The sequence below is a fragment of the Massiliimalia timonensis genome (assembly GCF_900186585.1).
Lineage (GTDB): Bacteria > Bacillota > Clostridia > Oscillospirales > Ruminococcaceae > Massiliimalia > Massiliimalia timonensis.
In genome coordinates this window covers 679145-694127 of record NZ_FYDD01000003.1, presented here as the reverse complement: position 1 = coordinate 694127, position 14983 = coordinate 679145, and the positions used below count along the sequence as shown (strand labels likewise).

Below are 14983 nucleotides of genomic sequence, written 5' to 3'. Positions count from 1 at the left end.
TTTTTCGCCCCTTTTTCCTACTTATTTTCAAAAAGAAAAACAGCCGTCAAGGAGAAAACTCCTTCACAGCTGTTCAGTAAAGTTTTACCATCGCTGGTTATTATTAAAATAACTGCGAAACTCTTTCTGCCTTTTCCGATATTTGATCGTCTGTCTGATATTACGGAAGAAATCCCCGCCAAAAAACAACAGGAAATTGAGGATCGAAAATAAGATCGCCACCCGCTGTGACCACGTCCCGAAAATAAGCCCTGCCAAAAACAAAAGCGCGTCCAGATAAGCAAGGTATTTGATCTTGATCGGAATGATGAAGAACAGCAGCATCTGAAAATTAGGGAACAGCGCCGCAAACCCAAAGAAAAGCGATAGGTTCAAATAAGTGTTGTCCGCCCCGCCGGTAATCATCGCGCCAATGATCGTGCCGATCATCCCCACCAGATAATACACGTTGAAGCGAAACGCCCCCCACTGGGATTCCAGCCCGCTTCCTGCTAAATAGTAAAAATAAAGGCTGAAAATGATCCAGATCGGGCTGGTAGAGGTCGGCAGGAAAATAAAGGTCAGCAAACGCCACACCTGCCCCTGCAGTACCAGTCCACGGTCTAAATAAAGCCAATAGCTCACCTGAAGCTGCGGCAGCAAAAGATCACAGAGAAACACGGTAAACATCCCGCACACGATCAAAAACATCAGGTTCGGGATCGCTACCCTGCCGCATTTCCGTTCCAATTTATCTAACCAATTCATGAATAGTCCCCTTTAAATGATATTCTATAAACATCATACTAAATTTGCCTTTGATTATCAAGGCATTTTCTTCCAAAGACGTAAATTTTTCATGACTAGGCTGTGAAGTTTATTCCTGATAACCTCCGGACATAGGACGGAAAAATTTCCGTGTAAGGTTGCCGACAGGCACTGGAAAACACCATATTTTTCTATCTCGGCCTCAGTTTCACCTCACCGCGGCTTTTAACACATTCTGTTCCGCAAAAAGCACCCTACAGTGGAAAATTGCAGAAAGTTATGATATGATAAAAAGAGCATAGAAAAAAGGTAAGGGAATGAAACGATGAAAACTTTGCTGGTGGGGATCAACGCCAAATATATCCACTCTAACCTGGCGATCCGATACTTAAAGGAATATGCCCAGTCCCGCGGGGTAAGCGGGATCTGCCTTGCGGAATTTACTATCAATCAGCGCCCGGAGCAGATCCTGCCGGAAATTTTTAAAGAATGTCCGGATGTCATTGGTTTTTCCTGTTATATCTGGAATTTTTCCATAGTCTGCCGGCTGGCGGCGGAACTGAAAAAGGTACTGCCGCAGGCGTTTATCTTTTTCGGCGGGCCGGAGGTCAGCTATAACGCCGCTCAGGTTTTAGAGCGCACCTCTGCCGACCTTGTAGTGCACGGCGAAGGGGAAGAAACGGTGTTCCGGTTGCTTCAGGCACTGGAAAGCAAAGCGCCTTTACAATCTATTCCGGGGATCACCTGCTGGGTTGAGGGTAGTATTTCAGAAAATCCGGATATGCCGCCGATCTCTATGGACGACCTTCCCTTTGTATATCACAATATGACCGAACTGGAACATAAGATCATTTATTTTGAAAGCAGCCGAGGCTGTCCGTTTTCCTGCCAGTACTGCCTTTCCTGCAACGACCACAACGTCCGTTTTATGAGCCTACCAAAGGTGTTCCGGGCGCTCGATTTCTTTTTAAGTCAGAAAGTGCGTCAGGTAAAATTCGTGGACCGGACGTTCAACTGTGACAAACAGTATGCTATGAGCATCTGGCAATATCTGGCCGAGCACGACAACGGGATCACAAATTTTCATTTTGAGATCGCGGCGGAACTTTTGGACGGTGAAATCCTTTCCTTTTTGAAAACGGTCCGCAGGGGGCAGTTCCAATTTGAGATCGGGGTACAATCCACCTATCCGCCCACCCTAAAAGCGATCCGCCGGATCACGAAGCTTTCCCTGCTGCGGCATATCGTAGGAGAATTGAAGCAGGGGGATAACATCCACCTCCACCTTGATTTGATCATCGGCCTGCCTTTGGAAAGCTATGAGCAGTTCCAGCAGTCCTTTAACGATGTCTATTCCCTGTCGCCGGACCAGCTACAGGTCGGCTTTTTAAAGCTTTTGAAAGGCTCCGGACTTTATGAGACCGCCTCCCAGTACGGGATCGTGTGCAGCGAATTCCCTCCCTATGAGGTGCTGTATACCAGGGAACTCCCCTATGAAAAGCTTTTAAAATTGAAAATGCTGGAGGAAATGGTGGAAACCTACTATAATTCCGGACGGTTCCAGCAGCTTATCTCTTATCTGGTCGGCCTGTTCCCCACCCCCTTCGATTGCTTTGAGGCGCTTGCCTCCTTTTACGAAGAGCAGGGGTATCATCTGGTATCCCATTCCAACGTGGAGTACTACACCATCCTCTACCGCTTTTTCCAGACATTGAACCGGGGCGACAGTACGCGTTTTCAGTGGCTTGCCAAACACGATTTGTATTCCCACGAAAAAGCAAAAAAGATCCCGGAATGGCTGACCGTTTCCCTGGAGCCGGAATACCGGGGGTGTATTTACCGCTTTTTCGACGATCCTGACAAGGTGGCGAACTATCTCCCCCAGCTTTCCGGTACAGAGACCAAACTGATCTGCCGGCAGGCGCACATTGAGGTGTTCCCCTCCCCGGAACAGGAAGTCGAGCGGGTCGCCGTCCTTTATTCCTACCGGCAGCGTGACCTGCTGGGCAACGCACAAACCACGATTTTACCAATGAAGGAACTAGAAGATGATGGAACGAATTGACCGGCTGCGCGCCAAAGCAAACAGCCTTGTATTAAAACCCGGCGTATACCTGATGAAGGACAACGCCGGCCAGATCATTTATATCGGAAAGGCCAAAAAGCTCAAAAACAGGGTGGTCAGCTATTTCCGACAAAATAAAGGGCACAACGAAAAGGTGCGGAAAATGGTTTCGCTGGTCGAGGACTTTGACTATATCGTCTGCGACAGTGAATTTGAGGCCCTGGTCCTGGAATGCAGCTTGATCAAGCAGTACACCCCAAAATATAATATCCTGCTCAAAGACGACAAGGGCTACCACTACGTCAAGATCACCCCTGGGCCTTACCCCCGCATTCAGGCCGTCAAGCAGAAGCTGGACGACGGAGCGGAATACTTGGGCCCGTATACCAGCTCATTCTCGGTCAAACAGTCGGTAGACGAGGTGAACAAGGTGTTTTCCCTTCCCGTCTGCGGAAAAAAGTTTCCAGAGGAGTTTAAAAAGACACGTCCCTGTTTAAACTACCACATCAAAAACTGTGCCGGGATCTGTTTAGGAAAAATTTCTCCGCCGGAATATCAGCAGATCGTCAAAGAGGCGGTAGCCTACCTGAAAAACGGAAGTTCCCGTTCTGTGGAGGCGCTGCAAAAACAGATGGAGGAAGCCGCGGAAAATCTGGAATTTGAAAAGGCTGCAAAGCTACGCGACCGGCTGCTGGCGATCCAGCGGCTGGGCCAGACCCAGAAAGTCCTTTTAAATTCTGAAAAGGATCAGGATTTTGTAGCGGTGGAGCATTCTGTCAGCACCGCATGCATCGCCGTGTTGAAATTCCGGGGCGGGCGGCTGCATGATAAAGACGACTTTATGTTTTACGATGTCTTTGACACGGAAGAACTGATGCTCCAATTCCTTTCCCAGTATTACACCAAGGGGGCGGATATCCCACGCTACCTCTCCCTTGCCGTTCCCCTGCCGGATACCGAACTGTATCAGGACTATTTTTCCGAGCTTGCCGGGCACAGGGTGTCCATCAACGTCCCGCAGAAAGGCGAGCAAAAACGCCTGATCGAAATGGCGCAGAGCAATGCGCTGGAACAGCTTTCCCTGCGCTTGAACAAAAAATCCCGCGAGATCATTGCCCAGCAGGAGCTTGGCAGGCTTCTGGGGCTGCCTAAAGAGCCGGAATATATTGAAAGTTATGACATTTCCAACATCGGAAATGATTATATGGTCGGCGGCATGGTGGTATTCCAAAATGCCAAGCCACTCAAATCCGCCTATAAAAAGTTTTCCATGAAGGAAAACGTGACTCAGGACGACTATGCCTGTATGCGGGAGATGATCACCCGCCGTTTCAAAAACTATCTGGACGAAACCGTGACAGACGAGGGCTTCAAACGCTTGCCTGATTTGATCCTGCTGGACGGAGGGAGCGGCCATGTAGGCGTAGTGGTACCGCTGCTGAAAGAACTTGGGATCAACGTCCCGGTATTCGGCATGGTCAAAGACTCCAAACATAAGACGCGCGCTATCGCCTCCACCGGCGGGGAGATCCAGCTTTACAGCAACAAAACCGCTTTCAAGCTCGTTACCCAAATTCAGGATGAAGTGCACCGTTTTTCTATCACCTATCAACGGCAAAAGCACAAGCAGAATACCTTTACCATGGGTTTGACATCGGTAAAAGGGATCGGGGAGAAAAAGGCGTTTGCCCTGTTAAAGGCTTTTAAGACCCAAAAGGCCATGCGGGCAGCAACCGTAGAGGAACTAAAAACCGCTGGGAAACTGACACAGGAAAGCGCCGAAGCCCTGTATCAGCATCTTCATTCCTGAAGCTGCCGTTTTTTATCTGTCAAAACGACGAAAATGACAGGAAAATGAAGCTGTAATTTCAAAATTTTATTTGTCGTATTTTAAATAACTTTTATTTTTAAAGTTATATTTATATTTTCATTATATAATTAAGTTTTTTGTTTATTTCCAAACCTTTATAAAGCGCCGCTTTGTAAAAAATATTAGAAATGAATGAGAGACTATTGACAGTTGCAAGTTTTCCCAGTAAAATAAAAAGTACATCACTTTAATGTGAAATTACCTTGAATTGGCAAAATTAATTTTGAGGAGTGTCGAGTATGTCTTATGTAGATGAAGTCATCGCACGCGTTGTAGAAAAAAACCCTGGCGAAGCAGAATTCCATCAGGCAGTCAAAGAAGTTTTGGAATCTTTGCGAGTTGTTGTGGAAGCAAATGAAGAAAAATTTAGAAAAGAAGCTTTGCTGGAAAGACTGGTAGAACCGGAACGTCAAATCAAATTCCGGGTGCCGTGGGTAGACGATAACGGTCAGGTTCAGGTCAATACCGGATACCGGGTACAGTTCAACAGCGCTATCGGCCCATACAAAGGCGGCTTGCGTTTTCATCCGTCTGTAAACTTCAGTATTATTAAATTTTTAGGGTTTGAACAGACCTTTAAAAACTCACTGACTGGTTTACCGATCGGCGGTGGTAAAGGCGGCTCGGACTTCGACCCAAGAGGAAAATCTGACCGTGAAGTAATGGCTTTCTGCCAGAGCTTTATGACAGAGCTTTACAAACATATCGGCCCTGACGTTGACGTTCCTGCGGGCGATATCGGCGTCGGCGCAAGAGAGATCGGTTATCTTTTCGGCCAGTACAAACGGATCAAAGGCGCATATGAAAACGGCGTTTTGACCGGAAAAGGCCTTTCCTACGGCGGAAGCCTGGTTCGTCCGGAAGCTACCGGCTTTGGTGCAGTTTATTTCTGCGACGAAATGCTGAAAACCCGCGGCGATTCTATTAAGGGCAAAACCTTTGTTGTTTCCGGCTTTGGTAACGTCGCATGGGGCGCTGTGTTAAAAATCAATGAATTGGGCGGCAAAGTGCTGACCATTTCCGGACCTGACGGTTACATCTACGATGAAGACGGCATTTCTACTGAAAAAGCTGCTTACATGCTCGAAATGAGAGCTTCCGGCAGAGATAAGGTTCAGGATTATGCTGATAAGTTTGGCGTTGCATTCTATGCGGGTGAAAAACCGTGGGGCGTAAAAGCTGACGTGATCATGCCGTGCGCTACCCAGAACGAAGTTACGCTGGAAGACAGCAAAAAAATTGTTGCAAACGGCGTAAAATACTATGTTGAGGTTTCCAACATGCCGACTACCGAAGACGCTATGGAATACCTGTTGGAAAACAATGTGGTCATCTGCCCAAGCAAGGCAGTAAACGCTGGCGGCGTTGCTACCTCCGCTTTGGAAATGTCCCAGAACAGCGAACGTTTAAGCTGGTCTTTTGAAGAAGTTGACGCAAAACTGAAAGAGATCATGGTCAACATCTTCCACAATCTGGATGACGCTGCAAAACGTTACGGCTTTGAAGGAAACTACATTGTCGGCGCAAACCTTGCAGGTTTTGAAAAAGTAAAAGACGCGATGATGGCTCAGGGCATCGTCTAATCAGTGAACATAATATAAAAAAGGACGGGTGAATATTCACTCGTCCTTTTTTGTTACGCCTTGTCTGCCTTTGAAAAAAATATTGTTGGCTCGGCAGCGCCTTTTCCCTGCCCTTGTTTCATTTTAATGCTTTGCAGACCACTTTTCATGACCAGCCTGCGCAAAAACGGCCGATACATAAACGGACACTTCAACATCTTCAAAAACAGCTTCATCCGTAGGCCCATGGTACCGACCCAATATCTCCGGTTTAAATTTCCGGACCCGCTGTTCAACACGCTGCTTAAACCCTTGGCGCTGACAAGGGCGCTGCTGATCCCTTCCAAAGAACTGGGACTGACAAAGCCTGCCGCCTCCCCGATCAGAAACACATTGTCCTCGCCGCAGCAAAATTCCCACGGTGCAAAGGGTCTTAAAACCAAACATGCCTCTGTTTTCAGCGGCTTTCCAAAACGAAAACCGATCTTTTCCAGCTTTTGTTTTTGGCGTTCAAACCGTTCTTTCGCATGCTTTGCCGGAAAAGCCCCCCCATAAATAAACTGCCGGTCTTTAGAAATGGACCATGCGCAGCAGTCTGTCGTTTCCGGGTCAAAAATACAGGAGTAAAACGGATTTTGATGGGTTTCTGTGAACCATTGCTGAATCGCAAGGTATTGACGGATTTTTTTATTCGGAAAAAATGTCCGCCGCACCAGGGAATTTGCCCCGTCTGCTCCAACAAGATACTTCGCATGGATCGTATCAATATCTCCGTTTTCCGAATAAGTCACCGCGAACCCACTCTTGTCCCGTTTTATCTGTTTGCAGACAGCATGGCTATGGATCTCTACCCCGCTAGGGATCAGCGACTCCAGCCATAAATCGAATTTATGCCGGTCCAAATTTATATAACATCGCTGATAATGCTGAATCAGCCTGCTTTTTAAGTCGATGGTCTTTACCGCAAAGATCTGCGGGTCTACTAAAAGCTCTTTGGGCAAGGGCAAATCAAAGCTTGCCAGAACTTTCTGTGCCTCTGACGAGATCAATCCCCCGCACGGCTTTTGAAAACCACCCTCTTCCCCGCATTTTTTGTCAATCGCTATCACACGGTATCGGGAATCCAAAAACCTTGCTAAGATAGAACCGGCAGGCCCCAGCCCGATGATCGCTACGTCATAAAATTCCATGTCTTATCCTCCAAGCCCTGTCACCGCTGCTTTTCAGGACATTTCCCCGTGCTGATAGTAATACAGCGTTAAATCCCGGTCGAATACGGCAATGATATAATTGTGGCCATATTCTTCATAGTAGTAAGGATTGTTCCCAATATAACAGCCGCCCAGCCAGCCGGAGCCGCTGTCCGTGTCTATCAGTTGATCGTCAAGGAAAAGCCATGCGCCGTCGTTAAGCAGTGGAATATCATGGTAGATCTGTTGTTTTTCTAACTGAAACCGGGCATATTCCCCCACCGGGCCTGTCTTCCAATCTTCGTCGTTTCGCACCGCGTTTAAAAACCGGGCAGATGTCCCTTCTGGAAAATGCAGTTCAGCGTAAACGTCAACAGACTCTTCCTCTTCATACACCTGAAGCGACATCTCCCCGTATTCTGGAAAGTCTATTTGCAGGGTTTCAGCAACCCAATCCGCCTGCTCCTGATAAACCGCCTGCGGATTTGCCAACGCCCCGTCTGCGGACAGGTCCCAGGAAAATCCGGTATCATACCGTTCCTCCCAGCCGATCGTGCCAAACACCATAAACATCAGCAGGAAAAAGAATTTTAAGAAGAGATTCATTTAATAATCTACCTCCTGAAATTCCAGAATATCCCCGGGCTGACATTCCAGCACCCGGCACAGCTGTTCCAAGGTGGAAAACCGGATCGCTTTCGCTTTCCCGTTTTTTAGGATAGAAAGGTTTGCCATGGTGATCCCCACCCTTTCAGAAAGCTCGGTCATGCTCATTTTCCGTTGCGCAAGGATCACATCAAGATTTACAGTAATCATCACAACCACCTCATATCGTCAGATCCTGGTCGTGTTTTAACTCCGACGCCTTTTGCACCAGCCGTGCCGCGACTGCTGAAGCCAGAGAAGCCGCAAACCCAACTAAAATCAAAAGCACAAAGATCAAAAGCATGATAGGTCTAACCGCATTCAGCAAAAACAAAACAACGGTCCCCACAGTACACAAAACGCTTTCCACCAAAGCTATTTTGCTGATGCGGCCAAGATTTACTGCATTTTTTTCACAGAAAGAATGATCCTTTGCGATCTCCCCGCAGATCTGCCACAAAAACCAAAAAGCGGTATACAGCAAAACACCGGAGAACCACACAAAGATCAGACAAGGCCAGTAAAGATATGCTCTAGCCGGGTCCATGCGCGCAATCTCTTTTCCGAAAACTGGGAATACCCAAAGAAAAAAAACAAGCCCAATCGCCCCAACAATCAACAACAAGGTTTTTAGCCATTTTACCAATTCTGCATGTTTCACAATATCATCTCCTTTGTGTTTAGTATAGGCAGATGAATATTGTTTGTCAATATAAATTTATCGTTTTTCGATAAATTTATATTTTATCAATAAAATGTTAATATTTGCTTGTAAGCTTCCAGCAGTTTATCAAACGAACAGGCGCAGTTTGCCGGGCTGGTAGACGGCAGGCAGACACTTTCTATTTCGGTATATTTTAGACAATATTTCCGGTACAAGGCCTCTGCCTTTTTCCCAGTTGTGAATATGGCCTGGATCGGGGCGGCTTTCAGGATAATATCCAAATCGTTGGGTATCTCCTCCCGGATACTGCTGTCCGACGCGCCTTTGATCACACATTCCGCCAGCACATCCCACAAAGCGATCTGATGCCGCAGGGCAAACTCCCGCTTTTGTGGAACAGAATCAGGAAACCTGTCCTGAAACAGTGCCGCCATCACCCGCCAGAAACGGTTTTGCGGATGGCAGTAATAAAATCCCAGCTCCCGCGATTTTGGTGAGGGGATTGTCCCCAAGACCAACACCTTGGAATTTTCATCAAATACCGGCCCAAATTCATGGATTACCTTTTCCATTTTTTCATTCCTTTCTTCCGCTTTGCCTCATGACTTGTTCACAGTTTTAGTATAGCATTTTTAATCCCGCCGTGCTATACTATAGCTGACTGATTTTATTGAAAAAGAGGTTTGTACCATGTCAAAACCGATTACCGTCACCAGTAATTCCCTGCGCGTGGATTTCCTGATCACGGGGGAAAACTGTCTTACCATGCAGGGATTTGCCCCTGTTTCCCGCGGGGAGGCCCCGGTTGTCTGCGCCTCGCCCTACCTTTCTCCCATTGAAATTTACTGCACCGGGGAAATGTCAGACCATTTTCACGGTTACAAGCATTATTCGGGTGGTACCTCTGCCCGTCTGCAATACGAAAGCAGGAGAGAAACCCAAAACGGCTGGGGAAAAAAGCTGGAGTTCACCCTTTCTTCCCCCGAAGGATTAGAGGTCGTCTATCACATCCAGTTTTTTAATGAAATAAATATCGTACGCACTTGGGCAGACCTGACAAACCGCGGCACACAGGACATTTCTCTGGAATATGTTTCCTCTTTCCGCTGCCCGTGCCTTTGCACCGGCGGAAAGCTTGCCTTCCCTTACAAGACCGAAGTCTACCTGCCGCAGAACAGCTGGTGCTGTGAAGCGCAGTGGAAAAAGTTTTCGATCGAGGAATTGGGGATCAGCCGGATGCTGGTCGACGGGTATAACAGCCAGCCCGGAGTTGGGACCTCCCGCTTCCATTACGGCAGCTACGGCTCTTGGTCATCGGCGGATTATCTTCCAATGGGGATGGCCGAGGATACCGAGTGCGGGGAGATCTATTACTGGCAGATCGAAAGCTCCTGCGGCTGGGAAGCGGAATATACAACAGTGGAACGCCATCAGCTTTCCCTCACTTTAAGCGGCCCTACCGAGAACGAAGGACACTGGCACAAATCGTTAAAGCCGGGCGATACCTTCCAGACCGTGACAGCATCCTGCGGCGTGACAACAGGCTCTGTCAGCGAAGCGGCAGCAGAGCTGACCAAATACCGCCGTGCTATCCGCCGCCCCAACGAGGATGACCGGAGGCTGAATCTGGTATTCAACGATTTTATGAACTGTCTGGACGGTGATCCAACCGAAGAAAAAGAACTCCCGATGATAGACCTTGCCGCCGATCTGGGCTGTGAGTACTACTGCATTGACGCCGGCTGGTACGACAAAGGCTATTGGTGGGACCGGGTCGGGGAATGGAAAGAATCTCCAGAGCGTTTCCCCCACGGGCTGAAACACACCTTGGATTACGTCCGGAAAAAGGGGATGAAACCCGGTCTTTGGATCGAGATCGAAGTTATGGGCACCGCCTGTGAGCTTGCCTCCCAGCTTCCGGATGATTGGTTCTTCCAGCGCGGCGGAAAGCGGCATATCGACAACAAGCGTTATCTGCTGGATTTCCGGAACCCGGCTGTCAGAAATTACGCCACCTCTGTCATAGACCGGCTGATCTTGGACTACGGTGTGGAATTTTTTAAGGTAGATTACAATGTCACCACCCTGTTTGGATCGGAATATCAAAGCGATTCCTGCGGGGATGCCCTGCTGGAGCATGTCCGTGCCTTATATGGCTGGTATGCGGCTCTTTACCGGAAATATCCGTTTTTGGTGATCGAAAACTGTGGAAGCGGCGGCATGAGGATGGACTACGGAATGCTCCAGGGGCAAAGCCTGCAATCCACCAGCGACCAAACCGATTACTGCTACAACGCATATATTGCCGCAAATGCCGCCAGCGCCGTCACACCGGAACAGGCTGGAATGTGGGTATACCCATATGAAGATGAAGAGGAACACGTCCTTTTTAACATGGTCAACGGCTTGTTGCTCCGGCCTTACATCAGCGGGAAGGTATGGGCATTGTCGCAGCCTTCCCTTGACCGCCTGCGAGAAGGGATCACGCTCTATAAGCGGCTCCGTCCCGAAATCGCAAAGGGCCTGCCCTTCTTCCCTTTGGGGTTTGCGGACATCCGTGACGCGGTGCTCTCCTACGGCCTGCGCTGCGGGAAGAAGTGTTACCTCTCCGTCTTTTTCACACGGCAGCAGGATGCTGAAATCCCGCTTCCTTTTGACCGGGAGCCGGTGTCTGTCAAGGTCATTTACCCAAAAGAAGAACTGTGCGCCTATCAATACCAGAACGGGACGTTAACGGTGCATACCGCTTCTTATCCTGCCGCAAGGCTCTTTGAGTTTACGCTTTAAAGATAGTTTTCCCCGGTGTGGGGCTTTCACTTCTGAAAACGATAGATAGTGGAGAATATACTTATGAAACGAGAATTAGGGATCGCAAGATGCGGCCTTGCGTGCTGCTTGTGCTCAGAAAATATAACATGCAAAGGGTGCGGCTCAAATGAATGCCCTGATCATGACAGATGCGAAAATAAAACATGCTCCATGGAAAAGGATCTCCCTGCCTGTTATATGTGTCAGGAAGATTGTAAAAAAGAGCTGTTAAACAAAATAAAACCGTATGCTTTCACTGTATTTGTAAAAAGATATGGAGTGGCTAAATTATTAGACTGCTTAGAAGAAAATGAGAAAAAAGGGATTGCATATCATCGAAATGGCATAAATGGCGACTACGATGAATTTGACGATGTAGAACGACTGATCCATTTTATTTTGACAGGTACTCGGTAGATCCCCTCTTTTGTAAAGGGGTTTGGGCCATTCCCAAACGTTTTTACCTGTAAAACCAATCCAAATCCATCAAATAATTCCCGTCATAGTGTACGGAAAGGAAACAAATGGCAATCAATAAATTTATGAAGCTTGCTTTAAAAGCGCTTTCTTATCCTGATATTGACATCCGTAAAACATACCAGCTCCAGCGGTCTCTCCAAAACCTAGCTGCACCGAAAGTTTCACCGCATAAGCAGGATTGGCAAGACCATATCGTCGTTTCTGAAGGCAGGAAAATATTGACCCGCATCTATTTTCCGCTCCAGCAAAAAGCGGAGGGGACACTTTTATTTTTCCATGGCGGCGGCTGGGTAACTGAAAACATCGACACATATCATAAGGTGTGCACGGCGCTGGCACAGGCTACCCGGCACAGGGTCGTGTCGGTAGATTACCGCCTTGCCCCGGAAAGCCCCTTTCCCAATGGGCTCGAAGATTGTTATGCCGTTGCGCAAAGGCTTTTTTTAACGCCAAAAAGCTTTGGCTTTGCGCCTGGAAAAATCACTTTGGTCGGCGACAGCGCCGGCGGGAACCTTGCCGCGGCGGTTTCGCTAAAAGCGCGGGATGAAGGTGTTTTTTCCGTGGAACGGCAAATATTAATTTATCCGGCAACTTATTATGATCACAGCGACGCCTCCCCTTTTCCCTCGGTCAAAGAAAATGGAAGCGACTATCTGCTGACTTCACGGCGCATCTGCGAGTATATCGACCTGTATAAACGCAATGACGACGACTTGGTAGATCCATATTTTTCCCCGCTGATGGCTGAAGATCTTTCCCATCAGCCTGACACCCTGCTCATCACCGCCGAATTTGACCCTTTACGTGATGAAGGCGAGGCCTATGCTTTGAAATTACAGGAAGCGGGAAACCATGTCACTCTTTACCGGATGAAAGACGCCCTGCACGGCTTTATGAGCCTTGGGATCGGATATGTGCATGTCCGGCGTGCCCACGATTTGATCAATACATTTTTAAATAGGAGCGAACAGCATGAATCAGTCAAGCCGCTGGCTTAAGCTGGATAATGCAGGAAAGATCTTCCCTGCTACCAGCAGTAAACATGAAACAGGGGTATTCCGTTTTTCCTGCGAATTGAACGAACCTGTTCAGGAATCCGTACTGCAAACTGCGTTGGAAAAGACCCTCGTTAAATTTCCGCATTTTCTCTATATCCTAAGAAACGGGCTGTTTTGGTACTATTTGGAACCAAGTGAGCTAAAACCGACGTGCCACGAAGAAAATACCGGGGTTTGCTCCCAACTGTTTTACCGCAATCAGCGGCACCTTTTATTTGACGTCAGCTACTATCACAACCGGATCAACCTGGAAACCTATCACGCGCTTGCGGATGGCACAGGCGTTATGCTCTTCTTAAAATATCTGGTGTGCTCCTATTTGTCTATCGTACATCCCGATACTGTCCGGGCAGACCTTGCAGACGAGATCACTCCTGTATCCATTTCCTCCAGCACCGAAGACAGCTTCAAAAAGTATTACAAAAAGGTAGCGAAGAAAAAGGGGAAAAAGCCCCGCGGCGTCTATCATCTTACCGGAACCCGAACAGAGAGATATACAGTTATCGAAGGGCTGCTGCCATGCAGCAAGGTATTGGCGCTGGCAAAGTCTTATCACGCCACCCTGACCGTCTTTCTCTGCGCAGTACTTATTTTGTCTATTCATCAAGAAATGCTCCTTTACAAGGAAAAAAAGCCGATCGTGATCACTGTTCCGGTCAATCTGCGGCAGTATTTTACCTCGGATACCCTGCGCAATTTCTTTGGAAATATCCGTGTGTCTTATCAGTTTGGGCATGGGCCGGACGATTTGCAGCAGATCATCCGTTCCTTAAGCGAATCCTTTTCCCGTGAATTGACCGAAGAACACCTCAGCGGCATTATCAGCGGGTATATGGCGGTAGAACGCAATCCGGCAGTCAAAGTGATTCCCTTGTCCGTCAAAAACTTTTTTCTCAAAATAGCAAGGCGCTCATCGGATACCGGGGAAACAATAGTCGTATCCAATATCGGAAAGACCGGCCTTCCCCAGCAGATCCTGCCTTATGTGCACCATATGTCGGTATTTGCCAGCACCACAAAGCTGCAAGCATGCATCTGTACCTGCGGAGATACGTTATCGGTAGGCTTCAGCTCCAGCTTTGAAGAAACAGATATTCAACGCAACTTTTTCCGTATCCTTGCCGATATGGGGATCGAACCAGTGATCCAAAGCAACAGCGCAGCAGATTAAAGGAGGATGTTATGTTATGTTATATTGTAAACCCTGCAAAGCAAAAATAGCGGGAGTTCATGAGCATTGCCCTCTTTGCGGAGGAAATCTTTCCGGCGAGCCGGAAAAGGAACGCAGCTATCCCATCATTGCCCCCAACCCTAACCGGATCAAGCGGATCATTCAGATCCTATCCATTTCGGCTATTGCCGGGGCAATTATCTGTGTGGCTATAAATGTTTTAGTACCTGCCGGGATCTGGTGGTCCTTGTTCGCGGTGCTTGGTTTGGCCTGTGGATGGCTTTGGGCTGTGGTTGGAATTTTAAAAAAGGCGAAGCTCTTGAATAACATCGTCTGGCAATGTGTGCTGATCTCTGCACTGGCTTTTTTGTGGGATGCCGTTACAGGATGGCACGGATGGTCTGCAGAGTTTGTATTCCCCTGCGTCTGTACCGGAGCGATGCTGGCGGTCATTATCCTTGCGACCGTGTTCCGCATGCCTGATAAGGAATACCTGATCCTTTTGATCGTATGCGCCGTGATCGGGATCATCCCATTGATTTTCTTATTTACCGGTATCTTAACGGTGATTCTTCCCTCGGTGATCTGCGTGGCCGTCAGCCTGATCATCATTTCAATTCAGTTGATTTTTAACTGGAAAGCCCTGTACCGGGAGGTTTCAAAAAAACTGCATCTATAGCGAAACAGCCGGGACCGCAAATGGTCCCGGCTATTTCGTTATTT

General features: G+C 48.0%; 14 protein-coding genes. 8 read left to right on the top strand and 6 right to left on the bottom strand.

Annotation, left to right across the window (positions count from 1 at the left end):
* Nucleotides 1–84: 84 nt before the first annotated feature.
* Nucleotides 85–747 (bottom strand): rhomboid family protein, encoded by a 663-nt coding sequence (locus tag CIB36_RS05390; protein WP_093988513.1) that lies wholly within the window; start codon nt 745–747, stop codon nt 85–87.
* Nucleotides 748–1072: 325 nt separating this feature from the next.
* Between CIB36_RS05390 and CIB36_RS05385 the strand changes: the two genes are divergently transcribed.
* The 3 genes from CIB36_RS05385 (at nt 1073) to gdhA (ending at nt 6265) form a co-directional block, all read left to right on the top strand.
* A complete protein-coding gene (locus CIB36_RS05385; protein ID WP_093988512.1) occupies nt 1073–2812 on the top strand; it encodes a B12-binding domain-containing radical SAM protein in 1740 nt (579 codons plus the stop codon).
* Nucleotides 2796–4622, top strand: a complete 1827-nt coding sequence (gene uvrC, locus CIB36_RS05380) for an excinuclease ABC subunit UvrC (RefSeq protein ID WP_093988511.1) — start codon at nt 2796–2798, stop codon at nt 4620–4622. The genes CIB36_RS05385 and uvrC overlap by 17 nt, the downstream gene beginning before the upstream one ends.
* A gap of 299 nt (nt 4623–4921) precedes the next feature.
* Nucleotides 4922–6265 (top strand): NADP-specific glutamate dehydrogenase, encoded by a 1344-nt coding sequence (gene gdhA, locus CIB36_RS05375; protein ID WP_093988510.1) that lies wholly within the window; start codon nt 4922–4924, stop codon nt 6263–6265.
* Nucleotides 6266–6318: 53 nt separating this feature from the next.
* Here the strand turns inward: gdhA and CIB36_RS05370 are convergent, their stop codons facing one another.
* The 5 genes from CIB36_RS05370 to CIB36_RS05350 form a co-directional block, all read right to left on the bottom strand.
* Nucleotides 6319–7434 (bottom strand): FAD-binding protein, encoded by a 1116-nt coding sequence (locus tag CIB36_RS05370; RefSeq protein WP_093988509.1) that lies wholly within the window; start codon nt 7432–7434, stop codon nt 6319–6321.
* Between the two features lie 33 nt (nt 7435–7467).
* Nucleotides 7468–8040: a hypothetical protein gene (locus CIB36_RS05365; RefSeq protein WP_093988508.1), complete on the bottom strand. Its 573-nt coding sequence runs from the start codon at nt 8038–8040 to the stop codon at nt 7468–7470.
* Complete coding sequence (locus tag CIB36_RS05360; protein ID WP_207726066.1) at nt 8041–8250, bottom strand: helix-turn-helix domain-containing protein; 210 nt, start codon at nt 8248–8250, stop codon at nt 8041–8043.
* Between the two features lie 10 nt (nt 8251–8260).
* Nucleotides 8261–8740 (bottom strand): DUF2975 domain-containing protein, encoded by a 480-nt coding sequence (locus CIB36_RS05355; protein ID WP_093988506.1) that lies wholly within the window; start codon nt 8738–8740, stop codon nt 8261–8263.
* A gap of 86 nt (nt 8741–8826) precedes the next feature.
* Nucleotides 8827–9315, bottom strand: a complete 489-nt coding sequence (locus CIB36_RS05350; RefSeq protein ID WP_093988505.1) for a DNA-deoxyinosine glycosylase — start codon at nt 9313–9315, stop codon at nt 8827–8829.
* Between the two features lie 118 nt (nt 9316–9433).
* Here CIB36_RS05350 and CIB36_RS05345 point away from each other — a divergent pair, with 118 nt between their 5' ends.
* The 5 genes from CIB36_RS05345 (at nt 9434) to CIB36_RS05325 (ending at nt 14939) form a co-directional block, all read left to right on the top strand.
* The gene (locus CIB36_RS05345; protein WP_093988504.1) at nt 9434–11530 is read left to right on the top strand and encodes a glycoside hydrolase family 36 protein; all 2097 of its coding nucleotides are present in this window, start codon (nt 9434–9436) and stop codon (nt 11528–11530) included.
* Between the two features lie 63 nt (nt 11531–11593).
* Complete coding sequence (locus tag CIB36_RS05340; RefSeq protein WP_093988503.1) at nt 11594–11968, top strand: hypothetical protein; 375 nt, start codon at nt 11594–11596, stop codon at nt 11966–11968.
* A gap of 107 nt (nt 11969–12075) precedes the next feature.
* Nucleotides 12076–13029, top strand: coding sequence for an alpha/beta hydrolase (locus CIB36_RS05335; RefSeq protein ID WP_093988502.1), 954 nt, complete (start codon nt 12076–12078; stop codon nt 13027–13029).
* Nucleotides 13004–14260 carry a hypothetical protein gene (locus CIB36_RS05330; RefSeq protein WP_093988501.1) on the top strand — a complete coding sequence of 419 codons (1257 nt, stop codon included), beginning with the start codon at nt 13004–13006 and terminating at the stop codon, nt 14258–14260. Before CIB36_RS05335 ends, CIB36_RS05330 begins: the two co-directional genes overlap by 26 nt.
* Before the next feature lie 16 nt (nt 14261–14276).
* Complete coding sequence (locus CIB36_RS05325; protein WP_093988500.1) at nt 14277–14939, top strand: DUF6320 domain-containing protein; 663 nt, start codon at nt 14277–14279, stop codon at nt 14937–14939.
* The last annotated feature ends 44 nt before the right edge of the window (nt 14940–14983 follow it).

Coding starts and splice junctions, on each gene's coding strand:
- CIB36_RS05390 (WP_093988513.1), bottom strand. CDS start 747: ATGAATTGGTTAGATAAATTGGAACGGAAATGCGGCAGGGTAGCGATC.
- CIB36_RS05385 (WP_093988512.1), top strand. CDS start 1,073: ATGAAAACTTTGCTGGTGGGGATCAACGCCAAATATATCCACTCTAAC.
- uvrC (WP_093988511.1), top strand. CDS start 2,796: ATGATGGAACGAATTGACCGGCTGCGCGCCAAAGCAAACAGCCTTGTA.
- gdhA (WP_093988510.1), top strand. CDS start 4,922: ATGTCTTATGTAGATGAAGTCATCGCACGCGTTGTAGAAAAAAACCCT.
- CIB36_RS05370 (WP_093988509.1), bottom strand. CDS start 7,434: ATGGAATTTTATGACGTAGCGATCATCGGGCTGGGGCCTGCCGGTTCT.
- CIB36_RS05365 (WP_093988508.1), bottom strand. CDS start 8,040: ATGAATCTCTTCTTAAAATTCTTTTTCCTGCTGATGTTTATGGTGTTT.
- CIB36_RS05360 (WP_207726066.1), bottom strand. CDS start 8,250: ATGATTACTGTAAATCTTGATGTGATCCTTGCGCAACGGAAAATGAGC.
- CIB36_RS05350 (WP_093988505.1), bottom strand. CDS start 9,315: ATGGAAAAGGTAATCCATGAATTTGGGCCGGTATTTGATGAAAATTCC.
- CIB36_RS05345 (WP_093988504.1), top strand. CDS start 9,434: ATGTCAAAACCGATTACCGTCACCAGTAATTCCCTGCGCGTGGATTTC.
- CIB36_RS05340 (WP_093988503.1), top strand. CDS start 11,594: ATGAAACGAGAATTAGGGATCGCAAGATGCGGCCTTGCGTGCTGCTTG.
- CIB36_RS05335 (WP_093988502.1), top strand. CDS start 12,076: ATGGCAATCAATAAATTTATGAAGCTTGCTTTAAAAGCGCTTTCTTAT.
- CIB36_RS05330 (WP_093988501.1), top strand. CDS start 13,004: ATGAATCAGTCAAGCCGCTGGCTTAAGCTGGATAATGCAGGAAAGATC.
- CIB36_RS05325 (WP_093988500.1), top strand. CDS start 14,277: ATGTTATATTGTAAACCCTGCAAAGCAAAAATAGCGGGAGTTCATGAG.